Origin of the sequence: Chryseobacterium sp. JV274, from assembly GCF_903969135.1 — a bacterium.
GTDB lineage: Bacteria > Bacteroidota > Bacteroidia > Flavobacteriales > Weeksellaceae > Chryseobacterium.
Genome location: NZ_LR824569.1, coordinates 1,217,267 through 1,239,510, shown reverse-complemented (window position 1 = coordinate 1,239,510; position 22,244 = coordinate 1,217,267). Strand labels below are relative to the sequence as shown.

The window sequence follows — 22,244 nt, the reverse complement described above, 5'->3', positions numbered from 1 at the left end:
ATGAAAAAAACTCTGATTTTATTATGTATGCTGTTTTTGGTAAGTACATTGTATGCACAAATACAAACTGTACCCAGCAGCAACGAAAATTATATTTATACTAAAAACTATCTTGATTATCCTGCATCTGGTGATCCTAAAGTTTCTGAAACAGTTCAATACTTTGATAAATTTGGAAGACCCAAGCAGCTGATTAATGTAAAAGCAACTCCACAAGGTAAAGATTTGGTGACACCAATTAGCTATGATGAATTTGGCAGACAAGTAGATTCATGGCTCCCTTCACCAATGAATACTCTTAATGGAGCTATTCAGTCAGGCGTTAACTCGAATGCTACAAATTATTATGGAGATAATTTTCCATTTACTCATAAAAATATTGAAGCTTCTCCAATAGAAAGGGTCTTATCAAATGTGCAGCCGGGGCTGGCCTGGCAAAACCATCCTGTTAATTTTAAATATCAGGCTAATATTCTGGACGATCATGTGGCCAGATTCGTTACAACCACAACCGTAACAGACAATACCACCTACTCAAAGGTTGTCTGGGAAAATGAGTATGCGGTAAATCAGTTATATAAAAGTATAGTAACTGATGAGGACGGAAACAAAGCGGTACAATTTACAAATGGATACGGAAACATAATACTGCTTCGTAAGATATCACAGGATGATGAAAATGCAGATACTTATTACGTTTATAACGAATTTAATCAGTTGGCTTATATTATTCCGCCCAAAGCGGTTATGGATTTTTTTAATGCATATGGAACGGGAAGCAACGTCGAAGTTCCGGAATTTATTCTAAATGATCTTTGCTATCAATACCATTATGATGGAGTAAACAGGCTTGTGGAAAAAAAGCTCCCCGGAAAAGGGTGGCAGTATATGGTGTATGATAAACAAAACAGATTAGTATTGGCTCAGGATGCGAATCTTGGAGCTGCTAAACAATGGATGTTTACAAAATATGACCAATTCAGCAGAATAGTTTATAAAGGAATTTATACAAGTTCACAGGCTTATGGAAGCCAGGGCAGAATTTTTGAACAAAGTACAATCAATACCTTCACCAACAACAATACATTAAGACAGGCTTCTATAGGATTTAATAGTGCAGGAATGGAGGTCTATTATCCGGGTAATACTACCTATCCAACTGTTAATTTTAAATTGCTCAGCGTAAATTATTACGATACTTATCCGCCGTATAGTTTTAATCCGGCACATCCAGCAAATGCGGTTACGGATAATATTACTGATGTTAATAATACCAAAGGGCTTGGTTTATTAACACTGATAAAAAATATTGAGAACGATAACTGGACTAGGAATTATTCTTATTATGATGTGAAAGGCAGGGAAATCGGAACCTATTCTATCAACCATTTAGGAGGCTATACTTCTACAGAATCTGTACTTGACTTTTCAGGAGCAGTAAAACAAACTATTGTGAAACACAAAAGGCTGAATACTGATACGGAGAGGATTATAAAAGAAACATTTGAATATGATTCGCAAAACAGATTACTTGTACATAAACATAAGGTAGATAATAATACAGAAGAGATACTGACTCAAAATACATACAACGAAATTTCCCAGCTGTCAGGCAAAAAAGTTGGAGGGGCAGGTTTTTCTAATCCCCTTCAGACAATAGATTATCAATATAATATCAGGGGCTGGATGACAAAAATAAATGACCCAGATAATCTTGTAAATGGGAAATTATTTGGTTATTCCATTAAATATCAGAATCCTGAAAATACTGAAGCATACGCAATCTTTAACGGAAATATTTCTGAGATCGACTGGAAAACACAAAGTGACAATGTTTTAAGAAGATATGATTTTTCTTATGATACTTTAAACAGATTCGCATTTGGCCGTTTTACAACTCCGGGTGCTACAGTCATTGAAAATAATTTTTATAATGAATGGGCAGACTATGATATTGGAGGTAATATCAGAAGTTTAGGCAGATATCAGAAATCATACAATAATCAACCGCTTCTTATAGATAATTTAACGTACACTTATACGGGCAATAGGCTGATTTCTGTCAAAGATAATTCTGGTAATTACAGCGGATATCCTGACAGTTCCGGAAATACTATTGGATACGATCTCAATGGAAATATGACAGATCAGAAAGATAGAGGGATTGTGGATATCAATTACAACCATCTCGATCTGGCAGATAAGTTTACTTTCGATCAGACCTACGTTGTAAAGGATTTGTTTTTGGGAGACCTTATAAAAAATGTTACAACTCAGTATCTTTATAGATCGGATGGTGTAAAGCTGAATAAAAAATATATTTACGGAGTAGGTAAAAATACTACGGAGTCCTCTACAGTGACGGATTATCTGGATGGTTTTCAGTATGAAGTGCAGGGGAATACAACACAAATATTCCCTCCGGTTTTAAAATTCATTCCTACCGCTGAAGGATATTATAATTTCGAAAATAATAAATATGTTTACAATTATTCAGATCATTTAGGAAATGTAAGGCTTAGCTATACAAGCAATGGGACAGGCGGAGTAGAGGTTATTGAAGAAAACAACTATTATCCTTTTGGATTAAAGCACCGTGGTTACAATGATGGTGTTGGAAATCCTTCATATCAATACAAATATAACGGCAAGGAACTTCAGGAAGAATCCGGAATGTACGACTACGGAGCAAGAATGTACATGCCAGAGATTGGAAGATGGGGAGTCCTGGATCCGTTGGCTGAAAAAATGACAAGGCTGAACCCTTACAATTATGCCTTTGATAATCCGGTAAATTTTATTGATCCGGACGGAAGAGAAGGGGCTGGCTGGGGCTATAGAAATGGAGCATGGGTCTTTTTGCCTGGAATGCAGCAGGGAGATGAAGAATATACAAAACGAGGTTTCACAGATTTCCGCCCTGACGGAAGCGTTGTAGATAATGTTGTCATTACCAACAGTTCTGAGCAGAATACGGGACATACCTATCTGGGTTTTAATGGAGAGGCAAAATACGTTACGCAGGGCTCATCTTTAGGAACAGCAATTCCACTTACTGTAGGCTGGGGAAATACGGGAGTCGGAACAGGTACGGGTACTATAGCCGGAACCGGAGCAGGACTTTCATTATTAACGATCCTTGCTTCAGCTGTAGCAATCTGGACACTGCATGGAGATGCTGCGGTTGATACTCCGGCAGACGAACCTGAAGACTTAAATAACTTATATTTGTACAGAAATATGAGAAGTGTTGGAGGACTTCCTGAATTGGGTAACTCTCTTAACACTTTAGGAATAAGAAATAAGGATATGTCTAATAATATCTTTGGTGAAATAAAAGCTGATACGGATTATGTTTATGGCAGTTCAGGAATGGGAATGTCAGTAACACCAGGATATGGCAATGTTGTTCCGGTTGTAGAATTTGCTACTCCTAAGACAACTCTATTTAGAATAAAAGCCACAGATGTGTACAGATCCGGCTTAGGTATCAATGTAGATAAGATCAATCATGCAAATATAACACCAGTCGGAAGAATAATGTTACAACAATTTAGAACCCAAATACAAGCTACAGCACCATTATGGAAACCAGTAAGATAACAGAAGTAAATCATATTATAGATACCTATTTGAATTTTGAATCCCTTTCAACTATTGATGATGAGCAATATAAAGAGGTTGTAATTGAATTTTTTAAAAAGCTGGATCAATTAAAGAACAAAGGGTTGCATAATGATGATGAGCTTACACGTTTTATCAATGAAAAATATTTTGGGATATCAGAAAAATTTGAAGAAAATCCTATTTATGAAGAACGGATTCAGACGATCTTTCCAGAAATAAGTGAGTATTGCTCGCCTCCTTATTTTTGGAGTACACCGCTAAATGATTATATGAAAAATAAATGGGGATTAATTATCAATGATACTGATATACAATCATAGTTCCAAGCCGAACTAAAATCATGCTCTAATAGAATGCCAATATCCTCTCATTTTTGAGAGGGTATTTGTAAGTTTTTAAGAATTGAAATTGAACTCAATATTATCGTGAAGAATGGAACAGCTGTCGTTCAAAATAAAATTTGGGGCTATCCAAACTCTTTTTTTACTGATATAGAAAATGTCTTAGAGTTATGTGGTTGAAAATAAGGAGTATATAGATATTATCTTTACGTATAAACTTAAAAGATGCTATTCAAACACATTTCCGGAAGATTGGCTCTTATAAATCAGTTTGATTTGCTAGAATAATTATTTTATATCTTAACGATTGATAACATATTGGTTGGTGACCAAAATATTAGCTGAGAAAAGAGCTGGAATATTGTAATTCACTTTTCTCCAATATATTATATGATGTGGACTAATTAGTAAATTTATTTGAACTAAAAAGGATAGTGTGCTCTTTACAGAATACATAAATTTGTATATAAACAATTTCATGGGCAGGCACCGAGCATATCCCGTTAACAGATTATTTAAAAATTAAACTTATGAAAGTATTGGTCATTGGCGCAAATGATCGAGTAGGATCTCTCTTGGTTAATAAATTAGCTCGTCAGCATCAGTTTTAGCAGGCTCAAGAGATCCAAATTCAGCAAATAATACAGATCATATTGAGCACGTTTATATTGATCTGCTCAGCAATGCTGATACGCTTGCAGAAAGTATGAATGGTATTGATACCATTTATTTTGTCTCCGGATCGCGTGGGAAAAATTTCTTACTGGTATCACCAAATGCTTTGATAATTTCAAAAATTTCGTTTTCAGTTAATTCTTTCGGAAGATTTTCTTTTTCGGAAAGTAATAGAGGTCCACTTGAAACAGCACTTGCACATACCACTTCGCCATTGGCAATTAGACTAGGAATTGTTTTATTTCCTGCGTGAAACATTTGTAAAATTTCCAAAATGGGAAATGGCTGATTAAAGAAAGAATCGGGTATTTCGTAATGATTGAATCGAGAACAATTTCATAATACAAAATTGTAAAGTATTAAGTCTTTTCAAGATTTTTTAAAGCGATAGAATTTTTTGTTTCGACAGAGAATTCTATTGACGTTTTACTTCTGTAATGATTTTAGAGCTGATTAGTTTGATTTTCTTAACTTTGAAAAATGAAAGAAAAGCTAAAAAGAGTTGTTTCGGAGTTTAATACTGAATTAAAACTAAAAGGCTTCCGTGCATTCCAGATTGAACAGGATGGAAGTGAAACCCGTGTCTACAGCAGAAAAGAATTTTATAAAATCTGCCTTACGACAGGGAAAAGTAAAATTCATTATTCTGATAAAAGTTTCGAGCAGGAAGGAACGGTGCTTTTTTTTGGAAATCCGCATATTCCGTATTCCTGGGAAACCATTTCAACAACTTATAAAGGCTATACCATTCTTTTTTCTGAGGAATTTTTCAAGAATTCTGAACGTTCCGAAAGCCTCCAGCAATCTTCTTTCTTTAAAATTGGCGGAACTCCCGTTCTGAAAATTACCGAAGAACAGAGACTCTTTCTCAATACGATTTTTCAAAAAATGATTGCTGAGCAGAAAAGCGATTATGTCTACAAGGATGAGCTGATTCGCAATTACATCAGTTTAATTATCCACGAATCTTTGAAATTAGAACCTGCAGAAGATTTTGACCAGAACAAAAATGCAGCATCAAGATTATCGTCCGTTTTTCTGGAACTGTTGGAAAGACAATTTCCCATCGAAACTACAGACCAATCTCTGCAATTGAAATCAGCTCAGGATTTTGCAAAAAATTTGAATGTTCACGTTAATTATCTCAATCGAGCTGTGAAAGAAGTTACAGGAAAATCCACAACGACTCATATTACGGAACGAATTCTCACAGAAGCTAAAGCATTGCTGCAGCACACCGACTGGAATATCTCAGAAATAGCTTTCGCATTGGGATTCGATTATCCGACATATTTTAATAATTTCTTTAAAAAACAAACCGGAACCAATCCAAAAGCATTTCGTTTGACTGAGGTTTGATTTTCTTAATTTTTGGTTTGATTATCATTAACTGTCAGAACTACGCTGTTTCTAATTTTGTATCAGTAATTTTTAAAACAAAATTCAGATATGAAAATAATAACAACAGTGATGGCTCTGTCCTTTCTTTTCATGGGACAGGCATTTGCGCAGAATAAAAAATCAAATCCAGGAAAAATGAATGCAACAGAACAAAACGAACATTATACTTTCCAACTCAGTGATAAAGTTACCCGAAAAGCAGTTACCTTTAAAAACCGTTACGGAATCATACTTTCCGGAGATTTATATCTTCCAAAAAATGCAGAAAACGAAAAACTGGCGGCGTTGGCAATCAGTGGACCGTTTGGTGCGGTGAAGGAGCAGTCTTCAGGTTTGTATGCCAATCAAATGGCGGAAAGAGGTTTTGCTGTTATCGCTTTTGACCCTTCTTACACAGGCGAAAGTGGTGGCGAACCAAGAAATATAGCTTCACCCGACATCAATACCGAAGATTTCAGTGCAGCTGTTGATTTCCTGGGACTTCAGAAAAATGTAGACAGAAATAAGATCGGGATCATCGGAATTTGCGGATTTGGAGGAATGGCACTGAATGCTACTGCAATCGATAAGCGAATAAAAGCCGTTGCGACCACGAGTATGTATGATATGACAAGAGTGATTTCTAAAGGATATAATGATGTAGTTACACTTGAGCAACGAACAAAAACACTCGTAGACCTGAATCTGCAAAGATGGAAAGATGTAGAAACCGGGGAACAAGCATATCCATCTTCTCATCTTCCGGAAAAATTAACTGGCAGTGAGCCTCAATTTGTAAAAGATTATTTTAATTATTACAAAACTCCAAGAGGTTTTCACGAGCGTTCAGTAAATTCAACAAAAGGTTGGAGATTGACCAGCGCACTTTCATTTATGAATATGCCCATTTTAAGTTACATCAAAGAAATTTCACCGAGACCTATTCTTTTAATTGCTGGTGAAAATGCACATTCAAGGTATTTTTCAGAAGACATTTACAAAATGGCTGCGGAACCGAAAGAATTGGTGATTATTCCGAATGCGGTTCACGTTGACTTATACGACAAGGTAGATGTGATTCCTTTTGAAAAACTGGATAATTTCTTCAGAACCAATTTAAAATAATTGAACATTGCAATAGCTGAATCTGCTTTTTTAAAAAGCGGATTCATCCTTTTTATTTCTTTAAATATTTAATAATGAGTTTTAACGAAGATATCTTTACCAGACTAAAAAATGGTGAAACAATAATGCCCGGCGATCCGGAAATTCACAAATTGCTGGAAGCTTCTTATAAGGTTAAGAAACAATTGATTGAATTAAATAATTCTACAGAACCGGATGAGATTTTAAAAATATTAAGTCAAATTATCGGCAAAGAATTGGAGAATGTAGTGGTGTTTACACCTATTTACATCAATTATGGAAAGAATCTCAATATTGGTAAAAATGTATTCATCAATTTCGACTGTACTTTTCTGACTCTAGGAGGACTTACCATTGAAGACGATGTTTTAATCGGCCCGAAAGTAAACCTGATAACGGAAAATCATCCTTTAGAACCTCAACATAGAAAAGGATTAATTGGAAAATCCATTTTAATCAAGAAAAATGCTTGGATTGGAGCCAATGCAACCATTTTACCGGGAGTTACGATTGGAGAAAATGCTGTAGTTGCAGCCGGAGCGGTCGTTTCTAAAGATGTTCCGGACAATGTTGTGGTGGGAGGAGTTCCTGCAAAAATCATCAAAACAATTGCATAAATTAAATGTAAAACAATGAAATATTTAATCATCATTCTTTTAGCGTTTAGTCCAACTGTAATCGCACAAAATAAAGTAAATTCAAACAAAATAAAATCAAACGAAATGAGTACAGATATTCCTAAAATAAGTGATTTTCCGACAGGTGAAGAAAACACGGCTTATGCGCAGTATTTTATTGGCAAGTCCTATTTGGCGCCACTTACAAGCAATAAAGATTTAAATGTTCCTCTTTCTAATGTCACATTTGAACCGGGTTGTCGTAACAATTGGCACAGCCACACAGGCGGACAGCTTTTGATTGTTGTAGGTGGCGAAGGTTTATATCAGGAAAGAGGAAAACCCGCACGTCGTTTAAAACCCGGAGATATCGTAGAAATTGCTCCGAATGTTGAGCATTGGCACGGTGCCAATGCTGACAACTGGTTTTCGCATTTAGCAACGAATGGAAATCCGCAGACCAATCAAAATGTTTGGCTGGAAGCTGTTTCCGATGAAGAATTTGCTGAAGCCAACAAAAAATAATTTTCAATGATGAGCAAAAACAAGTTTCTACAATGGATAATTCTTTTTATTCTCACATTAAGTATAACAAAAATGAATGCACAAGAAAATAAAACCAATCAAAATTTGAATGCTAAAGAACAAAGTTTGGTAAAGATTTCTTCACTCACGACAACTGGAAATCTTGGAAGTCTAAAACTTCAGTTGAATGCCGGATTGGATTCTGGTTTGACGATTAATGAAATTAAAGAAGTCTTGGTTCAATTGTATGCGTACTGTGGTTTTCCGAGAAGTCTGAATGCTATTAATACTTTTAAATCAGTTTTAGACGAAAGAAAATCAAAAGGTATTAATGATATCGAAGGAAAGAAAATCATTGTCGAAAATAATGTTGAAGACAAATATGAACAAGGCAGAAAAACCCTTGAAGAACTTACAAAAATGCCACAAACCAAACCAGCACCAGGTTTTGGTGAGTTTGCTCCACGGGTTGACGCTTTTTTAAAAGAACATCTTTTTGCCGATATTTTTGTGAGCGATGTGCTGACTTATAAGCAAAGAGAAATCGTGACGATTTCTGCTCTTGCTTCTTTGGATGGAGTAGAAGGACAGTTGCAATCGCATATCAATATGGGAAAAAACACAGGAATTACTGAAAATCAATTAGCTCAATTGGCTGATTTGGTTCAAGAAACCGTTAATAAAACTCAGGCAAATACAGCTCGAAAAATCATTGGAAAACCGCTTGTTCCGATTATTGAAAACGACATGATGATTCGGATTTCCGAAATTGAAATTATCCCTGAATTTTTAGAAGAATATAATTCTATTCTGAAAGAAGAAGCTTCAGCATCAGTAAAGCTGGAGAAAGGTGTGATTGCAATTTTTCCGATGTATCAAAAGGAAAATCCAACTCAGATAAGAATTGTAGAAATCTATGCGGACAAAGAAGCATATCAGTTTCATTTGCAAACGCCACATTTTTTGAAGTATAAATCATCAACCTTGAAAATGGTAAAATCCCTGAAATTAATAGATATGGAAAGTATTGACAAAGAAGCGATGTCTGATATCTTTAAAAAGATAAAGTAGTATTAGACCAGTAAATTGTAATATAAAGTCATTTTATTTACACGTTTAATTTTGAAATTTTTTTTAAAGACTTTAGAGAAATTAGTCTAAAAGAAATTCAATAAAAAATTATTTATGAGGAAGATAACTGTATCTTCAAATACGTGCTTCATTTAAGCCAACTAAAACAAAAATTGTAAAGCTCATTTTTATCAAGTAATTTTTTTTGTAGACTAATTTTAGTACAATTTAACTTTAAGCATTTTACAAAGGCAATCTTGGTATAGCCAGTCTTCAATTGATCTTATTAGTCTTTTATTACATATAATGAATAGAGCAGATTTAATACAAAATACTATCATTAAAAATTGCCTGTCTGCAACATCTTCATTAATATTGTGTTAATATGTTACCAATAAAATTATTAAAATTTTTCAGTTTTCTTAAAGCCTACAGGATATTATTCCTTCTGTTTTTCCTTGTTTTTTTTTCTTGTAAAAAACCGCAGAAAGCTTCAGATAAAATTACTATCGGGTTTTCGCAGGGATTGGGCAATCATCCCTGGAGATTGGCAATGAACCACTCTATGGAGATACAGGCATCGCTTCATTCCGAAGTAGAGTTGAATATACAGAAAGCAGAAAGTTCTGTCAGCAAGCAGGTTCAGGATATCCAAAAAATGATTGATGGTAAGGTGGATGTGATTATCATTTCACCCATTGATCCGCAATCCCTGGTTTCGGTAGTGGAAAAAGCAGCTACTAAAAATATTCCGGTTATTTTGCTCGACAGAAAGATCAATTCAGAAAAATATACGACTTATATCGGTGCAGACAACGTGGAGATTGGGAAAGAAGCGGCCAATTACATTCTTTCAGATTCCAAAAATTATAAAAAAGTAATCGAAATAAGAGGTGATGACCAATCTTCCCCAACCATAGAAAGAAGTCTTGGCTTTCAGGAAATCATCAGAAATAGCCCCAACACAGATCTGATAAAAACATTTAAAGGTCTTCCGGCTGATGCTTTCAGGAAATCATTGGATTCCTTAGGAAATCAAAGTCTGTATGTTTTTGCCTTTAATGATGAGCTTGCCACCAATGCATGGCAGGTTGCACGAAATACAGGTTTGGAAAATCAAATCAAATTTATCGGCGTTGACGGCCTGAATACAAAAGACGGCGGAATCCAGATGGTTTTGGATGGAAAACTGAATGCCACTTTATTGTATCCGACTGGTGGAGCAGAAGCGATCGAGACGGCGATTAAGATTTATAATGGTGTTGCTGTTCCGAAACGCATTAAACTCAGCACAACGATCATTGACCGGATGAATGCGGAAATTATGCGCAATCAGTTTGATAAAATTATTGAACAGCAAGGCGTTATAGAAAATCAGGTACAGGCGGTTAAAAAACAAGTCGAGCTATATTCTTCGCAAAAAGAATTATTCCGATGGTCTATTATATTGTTAGTGTTGATGTTTTGCCTGGTTGCCTATTCGATTTACCTTATTTATGCAATAAAGATAAAAAATAAGCAGCTTACACTTACCAACGAGAGAATTACTATTCAAAGAAATCAGATTGAAACCATTGCCAATGAGTTGAAAGACAGCAATGAAGCGAGGGTTAATTTCTTTACGGGAATATCTCACGAATTTAAAACACCCATTACGCTTATTCTCAGTTCATTGGAGTCTTTAATGGATTTTGGCAAAACCAAAGGTACAAAACCATCCTATGAGCTGGAGCTGATCAATAAAAATTCCAACAGATTATTACGATTGGTGGATAACTTGTTGGATTTTAGAAAAATAGAAAATCAAACTTTTAACCTAAGAGTTTCCAAGACGAATATTTATGATTTTACTTACTCAATTTTTCGTGATTTTGAAAATGAAGCTAAGAAAAGAAATATCAAATTCGAAATTCATTCACAGAATAAAAATCTTGAGCTTTACATCGACAGAAACCTGATGGATAAAGTCTATTTCAATCTTTTGTCCAATGCTTTCAAATTTACACCAGATAATGGAAAGATTGAAATCACGATTCAGGAAAAAGGAAATCAGGCGGTGATCAGCTTCAAAGATAATGGAATCGGAATCCCTGAAAAAGAAATCAGCAATGTTTTTGAAGCGTATTTCAAAGGCTCCAACAATAGAAAAAACAGTTCAGGAATTGGGCTTCATCTTAGCAGACAGTTCATTGAGCTCCATCTTGGGAAGATAGAAGTGAACTCTTTTCAGGGAACGGAGTTTATCATCAGTCTTTATAAGGGAAACAAGCATTTCAACGAAGACCAAATGGTAAAAGAACCTAGTCTCGCAGATGCCGAAAGCCTGACAAACGATGCTATTTTAAATGGATTGGAAGACGAGATTAATATCCAACATGAGGAATCTCAGGGCGAACGCTACTCGCTTCTTTTGGTGGAGGATAATTTGGATTTGTCCTTCTTTTTAAGCAAAAAGCTTCAGAATGAGTTTAAGGTGACGGTTTCTGATGGGAATGATGCAATTGATAGGGCACTGAATGAAATTCCTGATATTATCGTCTGTGACGTTAATCTTCCAGACAAAAATGGTTTTGAAATCTGTGAAATTCTTAAAAATGATCTTCGTACATCACATATTCCGGTCATTCTTCTGACAGCTCTTGATAATAAAGAATCTTATCTTCAAGGCTTGAAATCCGGCGTTGACCTTTATCTCACGAAACCTTTCAGTTACCCGATTCTGATACAATCACTACATACGCTGCTTTACAACCGTGAAAAGCTACGTTATTATTATACAAATAATATTGGCAGAATTTTGGATAGCAAATCGTTTGGAAATATAGAACAGAAATTTGTGAACAATCTGAACAATCTCATCAAAACCAATATCGATAATGCCGATTTTTCAGTAGAGAATCTTGCAGACCTGCTCAATATTTCCAGAATTCAGTTGTATAGAAAGATTAAAGCAATGTTTGATGTAAACGTTAGCGATTATATCAACAATTTCCGTCTTGAACAGGCCAAATCTATGCTTCAAAATCCTGAACTGACAATTTCGGAAATTGCATACAAAACCGGTTTTTCTTCCCCGAATTATTTCTCTACTGTTTTCAAGAATAAGTTTGGTATATCCCCGAATGCCTTTAGAAAGTCTGCGGGGAAGGAGTGATAATACTACGAAATCAAATGATTAAATATTTGAATATAACATTAAAGTGATAAAATATGGAGCTTCAATTTATATTTAAAATCAATCCTCACATCTAATATTTTTTACAATATTGAGCAGCAGTAAATCAAACTGCTGCTTTTTTTATTATACTTTCTCAACAACATACCTTCATCTAAACTAATAAACAGCTTTCTGAACGATTTATAATTCCTAAAAGTTCCTGAGCTAAAAACCATATAGCTTGATTCGTTTTTTGGTTAAAATTTTCATGACATTAGTTGCTCTTAAATCATAAAAACACCAAAACATACGTAACATTTTTATAAAACAATGTTACATTTTTGTAACCTGATGAAACTTTAATAAAATTATTTTTAAATAAATTATTGATTTTCAGTTAATTGTAATTAATTAACAAATAGTTAACCTTGACGAAATATTTAGTTACATAATTAGACCTTCGGATTGCCGCCCGGGGATATATTAGCCACAAACAAATAAATATTTTAACAGATGAATAAAATTCTTATGTGGTCTATCACGGCAGCTTTGGCAGGATTTCTTTTCGGGTTTGATGTAGTCGTGATTTCCGGCGCAGACAAAAAGTTGCAGACGCTCTGGAATAGCTCAGATGCATTTCACGGAGCAGTCGTAATGGGTATGGCATTGTGGGGTACAGTGATAGGCGCTATTTTCGGCGGAATCCCGACCAATACATTAGGACGGAAAAAAACGCTCTTGATCATTGGTGTCTTATATGCGTTTTCTGCTATAGGAACGGCGCTTTCCAATGATCCTTATCTGTTTGCATTTTTCAGGTTTATAGGTGGTTTGGGCGTTGGTGCTTCTACGATTGCTGCACCGGCCTATATTTCAGAGATTGCCCCTGCAAAAGATCGTGGCAGAATGGTTTCCCTGTATCAGTTCAATATTGTTCTGGGAATTCTGATTGCATTTTTATCAAATTATTTACTAAGCGGTATCGGCGATAATGACTGGAGATGGATGCTTGGTGTGCAGGCAATTCCCGCAGCAATCTATACATTATGTGTGTTTACTATTCCGGAAAGTCCGAGATGGCTGGTTTCGCAATCTAGAATAGAAGAAGCGAAAAAAGTGATGAAAATCCTAAGTCCCGATCAGGATTCTGACACCTTGATCACCCAGATGAAAGATGACCACGCAGAATCGCCAAAGGAAAATATCTTTATGAAAAAATACCGTTTTCCGCTGATGTTGGCTTTTCTAGTAGCTTTTTTTAATCAGATGTCGGGGATCAACGCGTTTCTGTATTATGCACCAAGAATTTTTGGCGAAGCAGGATTGGGTGAGAAAACAGCACTTCTCAGCAGTATAGGAATTGGTGTTGTTAATATGGTTTTTACTCTGGTTGGAGTCAACCTTATTGATAAAGTAGGAAGAAGAACATTGATGTATTTGGGTTCCGTAGGTTACATCATTTCTTTAGGATTGGTTTCTATGGCGTTTTATTTTCATTGGTCAGGATTGGCGATTCCTATTTTCTTGTTCCTCTTCATTGCTTCTCACGCTATTGGTCAGGGAACGGTAATTTGGGTGTTTATTTCAGAGATTTTTCCAAACCATCTGCGGGCATCGGGACAGGCTTTCGGTAGTTCCATACACTGGCTTCTGGCAGCAATCATTCCATCACTAATTCCTACATTATTTTCTACCATCGGAGCCGGGACCGTATTTTTGGTCTTTACCGTTGCAATGGTATTCCAATTATTATTCGTAATGTTTATGATGCCGGAAACCAAAGGAATATCACTGGAAAAATTAAGCAAAACACTGACGAAGTAGATTTGCAAACCAATATAATCATGGCGAAGAACACCTCTAAAATTTTTAAATAATTCGAAAATTTCCTATTAAATAATCATAATGAAGAAAATCATATCGACTTTAATAATGGCTTCCACATTTTGTTCCGGGCTCAACGCACAGTCGGACTCGAAAACGTCTGAAGAGCAACTTTACAGGCCCAATTATCACTTCACTCCTCAAAAAGGCTGGATGAATGATCCGAACGGTCTCTTTTATCTTAACGGAACTTATCATTTATTTTTCCAGCATACACCGTTTCAGAGCGTGCCGGATTTTGGTAAGATGCATTGGGGGCACGCCATCAGTAAAGATCTTATAAAATGGGAAGAATTGGCTCCTGCAATTGCCTATGACGAGAAGGGTGCAATATTCTCAGGAAGTGCAGTTGTAGATAAGGATAATACATCAGGTTTTGGAGATGGAAAAAATGTTCCGTTGGTAGCAATTTTTACCTACCATGATATGAAGAAAGAGAAAGCCGGAGAAATTGATACGCAGTCTCAGGCAATCGCTTATTCTTTGGATAATGGAAAAACCTGGACCAAATACAATAACAATCCGGTATTGAAAAATCCCGGAATAAAAGATTTCAGGGATCCGAAAGTTTTTTGGGATGCGAAAAGAAAACAATGGGTAATGGGATTGGCGGTACAGGATAGACAGCATTTTTATGCCTCAAAAAACCTGAAAGACTGGACATTCCTTTCAGAATTTGGTAAAGATTTCGGCGGACACGGTGGTGTTTGGGAATGTCCAGATCTTTTCCCGGTAAAGGTAGAAGGAACCAATGAAGAAAAATGGGTGCTTATCGTTAACATCAATCCGGGTGGGCCAAACGGAGGTTCTGCAGCCCAGTATTTTGTAGGTGATTTTGACGGAAAAACTTTCAAAATGGATGATGCTTTTACAAAGCAGCTTGAAAAAGAAAAAGTAGTCTGGCTGGATTGGGGACGCGATAATTATGCGAGTGTCTCGTTTGATAACGTTCCGGATAACAAAAGAGTAATAATAGGTTGGATGTCAAACTGGGACTATTCACCGAATGTGCCTACAGAAAAATGGAGAGGAAGTTCCACTATTCCTCGTGAAGTAACATTGGAAAGGACCAAAGAAGGTTACACTCTGAAAAATATCCCTGTTTCCCAACTTAAAAATTACGAAGGAAAGACAGTTAAAAAAGAAATTAACCTTGTTTCGGATAAAAAACTTATCAGCAAAGGAGAAATAGACCTTTCCAAAGCAGTTTTAGATGTTGATCTCAAAAAAATGACCAAAGGGATTTACACTTTTGCTTTGAAAAATTCATTGGGAGAACGTGTAATTTTCGGAATTGATAATAACAAGCAGGAATTGTTTATTGACCGTACCCAATCCGGCAAAACCGATTTTAAGAACAATTTTGCAGACAGGATCTCAAAAGCTCCATTAGCAGAAAACTATCAAAACGCAACGTTCAAAATTGTATTGGACAAAACTTCCATCGAAATTTTCTTCAATAAAGGCGAAAAGGTAATGACCGAAATCTTTTTCCCGAATGAAAGCTTCTCGGAACTGAGCTTATTTACAGATACCAAAGGAAGTACGGTGAACTTCAATGCTCATCAGATTAATATCAAATAAAAACTATAGTATGAAGAAATATAAAATAGCCATCGCCTTTTGCCTTCTGCCTTTTTCGTATGTGTTTGCGCAGGAAGTCATTAAAGGTAAAGTAGTTTCCTCAAATCAGAAACCGTTAAGTGGGGTTATCGTAACCGTTTCGGAAACCGGAGCCAATACCACCACAGACAATAGCGGTGCATTTCAGATCAACGACCTGCAAAAAGGAAACACTTTAGTTTTCACGTATCCGGATTATTCCACCCGTGAAGTCGTGGTGGATGGAAAAACAGTCCTTAACATTGTTTTAGCTGCAGAGAAAATAAAAGGTATAGATGAGGTGATCGTAACCGGGTATACCAAACAGAAAAAAGCAGACATTACCGGTGCGGTTTCTGTGGTAGATATGAAAGACCTGAACAAGCAAACCGAACCCAATCCGATCAAATCTTTACAGGGAAGGGTAGCGGGTGTTAACATTGCAGCTGACGGATCTCCTTCCGGCAGTAACACAAAAGTGCTGATTCGCGGGGTTGGAACGCTGAACAATACAGATCCTCTGTACGTAATAGACGGTGTTCCCACAAAAGCCGGAATGCACGAGCTTAATCCAAGTGACATCGAATCGATGCAGGTACTGAAAGATGCTTCTTCAGCAAGTATATACGGTTCCAGAGCGGCTAATGGTGTGATCATCATCACGACCAAAAAAGGAAAAAAAGGGAAGATGAGAATCGATCTCAATTATTATACAGCATATTCACAATATGCAAAGAAAACAGAAGTTCTGAATGCAAAACAATTCGGACAGGTGCTTTGGCAGGCCAACATCAATGACGGACTGAACCCGAATAGCAACAATCTAAGCTACAGTTTTGACTGGGGGGTACAGAACGGTATTCCGACTTTATACAACAGCTATGTTCCGGAATACCTGGATGCCGGAAAAACGATTAAATCAGCCAATACCAACTGGTATGATGAGGTTTCGCAGACCGGGGTTGCCAATTCGCTGGATGTTTCTGCTTCAAGCGCTTCGGATAAAGGTTCTTACTTTTTCTCTATGGGGTATTATGACAATGATGGAATCGTGAAACTTACCAATTTCAAAAGATTGTCTGCCCGGGTTAATACCTCTTATAACTTTTTCGACGGAAAGTTGAAAATCGGGGAGAATTTCACCTTCAATAAAACCAATGAACTGATGGATCCGGGCGTTTTGGATCCTGCTTTACGTGCTTTGCCCATTATTCCGGTTCATACTGTGGACGGAATCGGGTGGGGAGGACCGGTTGGCGGAATGAATGACAGGCAAAACCCTGTCAGACTTTTAGAATATAATAAAGACAACGGCTACCAATACCAAAGATTCTTCGGAAATGTTTATGCAGAATTACAGCCTATAAAAAATCTGACTTTAAAATCCAGCTTTGGAATAGATCTTTCCAATTATTACAAAAGAATGTTGCAAAGAAGCTATGTTTCAGGTTACCTGCAAAACAAAACCAATGCAGTAAACATCGACCAGTCAGACACCGAAAAATGGACGTGGTCCAATACCGCACAATACACCGCAAAAGCAGGAAAACATCATTTTGATGTTTTGGGTGGAATGGAAATGTACAAGGATACGTATAAAAATACCTGGTTGAGAAAAGAAGGATTCCTGATAGAAACACCGGATTATATGTATCCCGATGCAGGAACAGGGGATGCTTTCAATGGAGGAAGTTCCACCTATTACAGCCTGTTGTCCTACTTCGGAAAATTCTCTTATGATTATGACAACCGTTATCTTTTCTCTGCAACAATGCGTTATGACGGCTCTTCAAGATTCGGTAAAAATAACCGTTTCGGGACTTTCCCTGCATTCTCGGCAGGATGGAGAATCAATAAGGAACATTTTGCAGAAAATCTGATTCCGTTTTTCTCAGATTTGCGATTAAGAGCGGGTTGGGGGCAGACCGGGAATCAGGAAATCAGTAATTCCGCGGTGTATTCGCTTTATATAGCAAATTATGCGGGAGGAAATCCAACTTGGGCAACATCTTACGGTACGGCTTACGATATTTCCGGTGTCGGAAGCGGATTACTGCCATCAGGATTTATCGCAACTCAGACAAAAAATGATGACCTGAGATGGGAAACCACCACGCAGACCAATCTCGGTCTGGATTTCGGATTTTTTAATCAAAAACTGACAGGGAGTGTCGATGTGTATAAAAAAGCAACAAAAGACATTCTTGTATTGCCACCTTATCTTGGTGTGATCGGAGAAGGAGGAGATCGATGGATCAATGGTGCTTCTATGGAAAACAAAGGGATTGAAGTTACATTGTCTTATCAGAATGAAACCGCAGGTGGTTTCCGTTACGAAGTTTCAGGGAATATCTCGATGAACCGCAACAAAATTACTGAACTTCCGCAATCCGTTATCAACAATTATGGCGGAAACGGAACAACGGATAATATTCTTGGGCGTCCGGTAAACTCAATGTACGGTTATGTTGCCGACGGACTTTTCAGGACTCAGGCAGAGGTGGATAATTCTGCAAGTCAGTCAGGTAAAGGCTTGGGAAGAATCCGCTATGCAGATTTAAATGGTGATGGAATGATTGACGACAAAGACAGAACGTGGATTGGCAATCCGAATCCGGGATTTATGTATGGTGTCAATCTCAACTTTTCATATAAAAACTTTGATCTTTCAACATTCTGGCAAGGCATCAGCGATGTAGATGTAATCAATTCAAAAAAATACCAGACCGATTTCTGGAGCGTGGATGATGTAGGTTCCAATAAAGGAACAAGACTTCTGAATGCATGGTCACCTCAGAATCCGAATTCGGATATTCCTGCGCTTACGACAGTGGATGGCAATGCAGAATCCAGATTCTCATCATACTATGTGGAAAGCGGAAGTTATCTGAAGCTGAGGGTTCTACAGTTGGGCTACACATTCCCGAAATCTCTGATGGAGCATTATAACATTGTTAATTTCAGAATGTATGCAAGTGTTCAGAATCTTTGGACGATAAAATCCAAAAGCTTTACAGGAATAGATCCTGAAACGCCGGCATTCGGTTATCCGTTACCGCTGACGTTTAATTTTGGAGTTAATTTTTCCTTATAATTTTTAAATAATAAAAAATGAAAAAGAATATACTTTTTACAATAGCTTTTGCCTTTTTGCTTGGAACTACTTCCTGCAACGATTTTCTGGACACTGAACCAAGAGGTGTTTTGTCGGAAGCTGATGTGGTAACACCTCAGAATGTGGATGGTTTTGTGGTTGCGGCCTATGCATCTCTCGGAAATGACCACTATGATACCCCTTTCAGTCTTTGGCCTTATGGAAACGTCCGTTCTGATGATGCGTACAAAGGAGGAAGCGGAACCAATGATATCCAGACTTTTCACTTTTTTGAAATTTCAAATAATATCCGTTCAGATTTTGGTGAGTTAGACAGATTATGGTATCTCAATTATGTAGGGATTTCCAGATGTAATAAAGCGATTGCCGCACTTAAGCAGCTTTCAGACTCCGAATACCCAAACAAGCAAAAGCGGATTGCCGAGATGAGTTTCGTAAGAGGACATTACTACTTTTTACTGAAAACGTTATTTAAATACGTGCCTTATGTCGATGAAAATACACCCATTGATGATTATCCGAAAATCTCCAACAGAGCAAAAACCGACCAGCAACTTTGGGAAGCTATTGCTTCTAATTTTGAATTTGCAGCGGCTAATCTGCCTGCAACACAGTCGGAAGTGGGAAGACCCAAGAAAAGTGCAGCTTATGCTTATCTTGCTAAAGTAAGGCTGTATCAGGCGTATGAGCAGGATGATAACTATACGGTAACGCAGGTAAATCCGGTTACGCTTCAGAAATCTATTGATGCTGCCAATCAAGTGATCGGAAATTACACGCTGGAGCCTGATTTCGGGTACAATTTCCTACCGGGAACACATGAGAACGGCCCGGAGGCAGTTTTTTCCATTCAATATTCTGACAATGACGGAACGCTTTTCGGAAGGCTCAATTACGGTGATGTTCTTTCTCTGCCACAAGGTTTGGGATGCTGCGATTTTCATAAACCAAGCCAGAATCTGGTGAACGCATTCAAAACGACGCCTCAGGGATTACCGATGTTTGATACTTTTAATGATACAGATTTGAATTACAATCAGCTCAACAATTATAAAGTGGATCCTAGGCTTTACCATACGGTTGCCTTGCCTGGACTGCCCTGGAAATATGAAGAAAATAAAATTTTTCAGGAAAGCTGGAGCAGAAGCCCTGGAACTTATGGTTATTATTCTTCATTGAAGGAAAATGTACCTGTAGGATGTGGCTGTACCGTGAATGTAGACCCTTTCTACGGTAATTCCAAAAATAGAATCATCATAAGATATTCTGATGTTTTGCTGATGAAGGCCGAAGCCTTAATTGAACTTGGACAAATCAACGAAGCATTGCCATTAATCAATCAGGTGAGACAGCGTGCGGCGAACAGTACGGTTTTGACCGGAAGTTATACCACGAACAATCTGATCAGCAAGTATGAGCCGGGCGTGAACTGTACCTGGAACCAGGATTTTGCAAGGAAAGCATTGCGATGGGAGAGAAGAATGGAATTTGCAATGGAAGGAAGCCGTTTCTTCGACCTTGTGAGATGGGGTGTTACAGCAGGAGCGATGAATACCTATTATTCCGGTGAAAAAACAAAAAGATCTTACTATTCTCAGGCAGGATTTGACCACGGAATTGAAGAATATTGCCCGATTCCTTTGGCTCAGATCAATTTCAGCCAAGGGGTTTATAAACAAAATAACGGCTACTAAAAATATTAAAATATGAAAAGTATATTTAAAAATTTGCAGTTGGTTATAATGGTATTACTTTCAGCAGTAATTATAATGTCTTGTGATAACAGTAATGAAGATGGACTTGTTACGGATGTTTCGGTCAATATTTCTTCTTTCAGGGTGAATGGTGTTTCAGGGGAAATTGATCATAAGAATGATAAAATCACAATCATACTTCCTTACGGGACAAGCGTTAAGACATTGGTTCCGGTTATTGAAATTCCGAAGGGAGCGGTAGTTTCTCCTGCATCAGGAGCAACGCTTGATTTTTCACAGCCGGTTAAATTCAAAGTGAAAAATGGCAATATCTACAAAGATTATCAGGTAATTGTAAAAGCTCAGGATCCTGTTATCAGCTTTAAGATCAATGGATTATCTGCTACTATCAATAATTCGGGCAAAACCATTTCTCTTACAATGCCGGAGGGAACAAATCTTACCGCATTGCAGCCGGTAATAGAAACAGGAAACAGCATCAGCATCAATCCTGCATCGGGAACGACTCTTAACTTTACCAATCCTGTTTCGTTTACTGTTTCTAATGGCAGTATTACAGAAGTGTATACTGCTAAAGTAACAACGCCTGTTTCAGGACCGTCCGTTGCATTCCTTGGAACGGCTGCTACAAGAACTGGATTGACAAATCCGGATGAGATTGCAGCTTCTGACTGGCTTTTCGGAAAATATTCAGGGGCAGTATATGTTTCGATTGCTGATGTCGCAAGTGGTGCAGCCAATCTTACGGGAATTAATGTGATCTGGTGGCATTTTGACTCGGCTACCGCTCTGCCGGGCGATGCGCTGAATACGAATGTAACTTCCAAAATCAAAACCTATCTTAATGGCGGAGGAAATATTTTGCTCACAAGCTTTGCTGCACAATATGTTGACGCGTTGGAAATAGTTCCCGCAGGAAAAGGACCGAATAATGTTTTCGGAGATTTTCTTCCGAACGGATTTATAGATACAGGAAGTGATTGGGGAATCTCTTTCAAAGGAAATGAGAATCATCCTGTTTTCGATGGTCTTCAGACTTACGAATCCGGGAAAGCCAATCTGCTTGAGAAAGGTACATTCCGTCTGAATCATACAGCCTGGTGGTTCCTTCCGGATTGGGGTGGATATGTAAATGGTGCCGGATGGAGAAACCAGACAGGTGGTAATAATCTTGCCAGCGAGGCTTGGGACAATACTTTGGACGGACGTGTCGCTATTGCTGAATTTCCCGGCGGAACTGCCAACAAAAAATGTATGGTCATCTGTACGGGGGCCTACGACTGGTACAATGAAACAGTGAACGGAAACCCAAGCCAGCCCAACTCGTTTCAGGATAACATCAAAAAGATGACGGAGAACAGTCTCAATTATCTTGTAACCCATTAATAT

14 protein-coding genes are annotated in these 22,244 nt (G+C 37.4%); 13 read left to right on the top strand and 1 reads right to left on the bottom strand.

What is annotated here, in order from left to right:
• Both CHRYMOREF3P_RS05745 and CHRYMOREF3P_RS05740 read left to right on the top strand, forming a co-directional pair.
• Complete coding sequence (locus tag CHRYMOREF3P_RS05745; RefSeq protein WP_180564084.1) at positions 1 to 3,603, top strand: DUF6443 domain-containing protein; 3,603 nt, start codon at positions 1 to 3, stop codon at positions 3,601 to 3,603.
• Positions 3,585 to 3,947, top strand: a complete 363-nt coding sequence (locus tag CHRYMOREF3P_RS05740; protein WP_077418711.1) for a hypothetical protein — start codon at positions 3,585 to 3,587, stop codon at positions 3,945 to 3,947. The genes CHRYMOREF3P_RS05745 and CHRYMOREF3P_RS05740 overlap by 19 nt, the downstream gene beginning before the upstream one ends.
• Positions 3,948 to 4,694: 747 nt before the next feature.
• On the opposite strand, the gene CHRYMOREF3P_RS05735 is transcribed toward CHRYMOREF3P_RS05740, so the two are convergent.
• The gene (locus CHRYMOREF3P_RS05735) at positions 4,695 to 4,901 is read right to left on the bottom strand and encodes a hypothetical protein (RefSeq protein ID WP_077418712.1); all 207 of its coding nucleotides are present in this window, start codon (positions 4,899 to 4,901) and stop codon (positions 4,695 to 4,697) included.
• A gap of 222 nt (positions 4,902 to 5,123) precedes the next feature.
• Between CHRYMOREF3P_RS05735 and CHRYMOREF3P_RS05730 the strand changes: the two genes are divergently transcribed.
• The 11 genes from CHRYMOREF3P_RS05730 (at position 5,124) to CHRYMOREF3P_RS05680 (ending at position 22,241) form a co-directional block, all read left to right on the top strand.
• A complete protein-coding gene (locus CHRYMOREF3P_RS05730; protein WP_077418713.1) occupies positions 5,124 to 6,002 on the top strand; it encodes a helix-turn-helix domain-containing protein in 879 nt (292 codons plus the stop codon).
• 90 nt (positions 6,003 to 6,092) lie between these two features.
• Entirely contained in the window at positions 6,093 to 7,148 is a 1,056-nt protein-coding gene (locus tag CHRYMOREF3P_RS05725; protein WP_180564083.1) for an alpha/beta hydrolase, read from the top strand.
• 74 nt (positions 7,149 to 7,222) lie between these two features.
• Positions 7,223 to 7,786, top strand: coding sequence for a DapH/DapD/GlmU-related protein (locus CHRYMOREF3P_RS05720; RefSeq protein WP_180564082.1), 564 nt, complete (start codon positions 7,223 to 7,225; stop codon positions 7,784 to 7,786).
• A 15-nt stretch (positions 7,787 to 7,801) separates the two neighbouring features.
• On the top strand, positions 7,802 to 8,311 hold the full coding sequence (locus CHRYMOREF3P_RS05715) for a cupin domain-containing protein (RefSeq protein ID WP_180564081.1): 510 nt from the start codon (positions 7,802 to 7,804) through the stop codon (positions 8,309 to 8,311).
• Positions 8,312 to 8,383: 72 nt separating this feature from the next.
• The gene (locus tag CHRYMOREF3P_RS24140) at positions 8,384 to 9,382 is read left to right on the top strand and encodes a carboxymuconolactone decarboxylase family protein (protein WP_232538974.1); all 999 of its coding nucleotides are present in this window, start codon (positions 8,384 to 8,386) and stop codon (positions 9,380 to 9,382) included.
• A gap of 385 nt (positions 9,383 to 9,767) precedes the next feature.
• Positions 9,768 to 12,536 (top strand): substrate-binding domain-containing protein, encoded by a 2,769-nt coding sequence (locus CHRYMOREF3P_RS05705; protein WP_180564079.1) that lies wholly within the window; start codon positions 9,768 to 9,770, stop codon positions 12,534 to 12,536.
• Between the two features lie 516 nt (positions 12,537 to 13,052).
• Positions 13,053 to 14,363 (top strand): sugar porter family MFS transporter, encoded by a 1,311-nt coding sequence (locus CHRYMOREF3P_RS05700; RefSeq protein ID WP_180564078.1) that lies wholly within the window; start codon positions 13,053 to 13,055, stop codon positions 14,361 to 14,363.
• Positions 14,364 to 14,444: 81 nt separating this feature from the next.
• Complete coding sequence (locus CHRYMOREF3P_RS05695) at positions 14,445 to 16,007, top strand: glycoside hydrolase family 32 protein (RefSeq protein WP_180564077.1); 1,563 nt, start codon at positions 14,445 to 14,447, stop codon at positions 16,005 to 16,007.
• 10 nt (positions 16,008 to 16,017) lie between these two features.
• A complete protein-coding gene (locus CHRYMOREF3P_RS05690) occupies positions 16,018 to 19,119 on the top strand; it encodes a SusC/RagA family TonB-linked outer membrane protein (protein WP_180564076.1) in 3,102 nt (1,033 codons plus the stop codon).
• A gap of 17 nt (positions 19,120 to 19,136) precedes the next feature.
• Positions 19,137 to 20,834, top strand: a complete 1,698-nt coding sequence (locus tag CHRYMOREF3P_RS05685; RefSeq protein WP_077418721.1) for a RagB/SusD family nutrient uptake outer membrane protein — start codon at positions 19,137 to 19,139, stop codon at positions 20,832 to 20,834.
• A 12-nt stretch (positions 20,835 to 20,846) separates the two neighbouring features.
• The gene (locus CHRYMOREF3P_RS05680) at positions 20,847 to 22,241 is read left to right on the top strand and encodes a DUF4960 domain-containing protein (protein WP_180564075.1); all 1,395 of its coding nucleotides are present in this window, start codon (positions 20,847 to 20,849) and stop codon (positions 22,239 to 22,241) included.
• Positions 22,242 to 22,244: the final 3 nt, after the last annotated feature.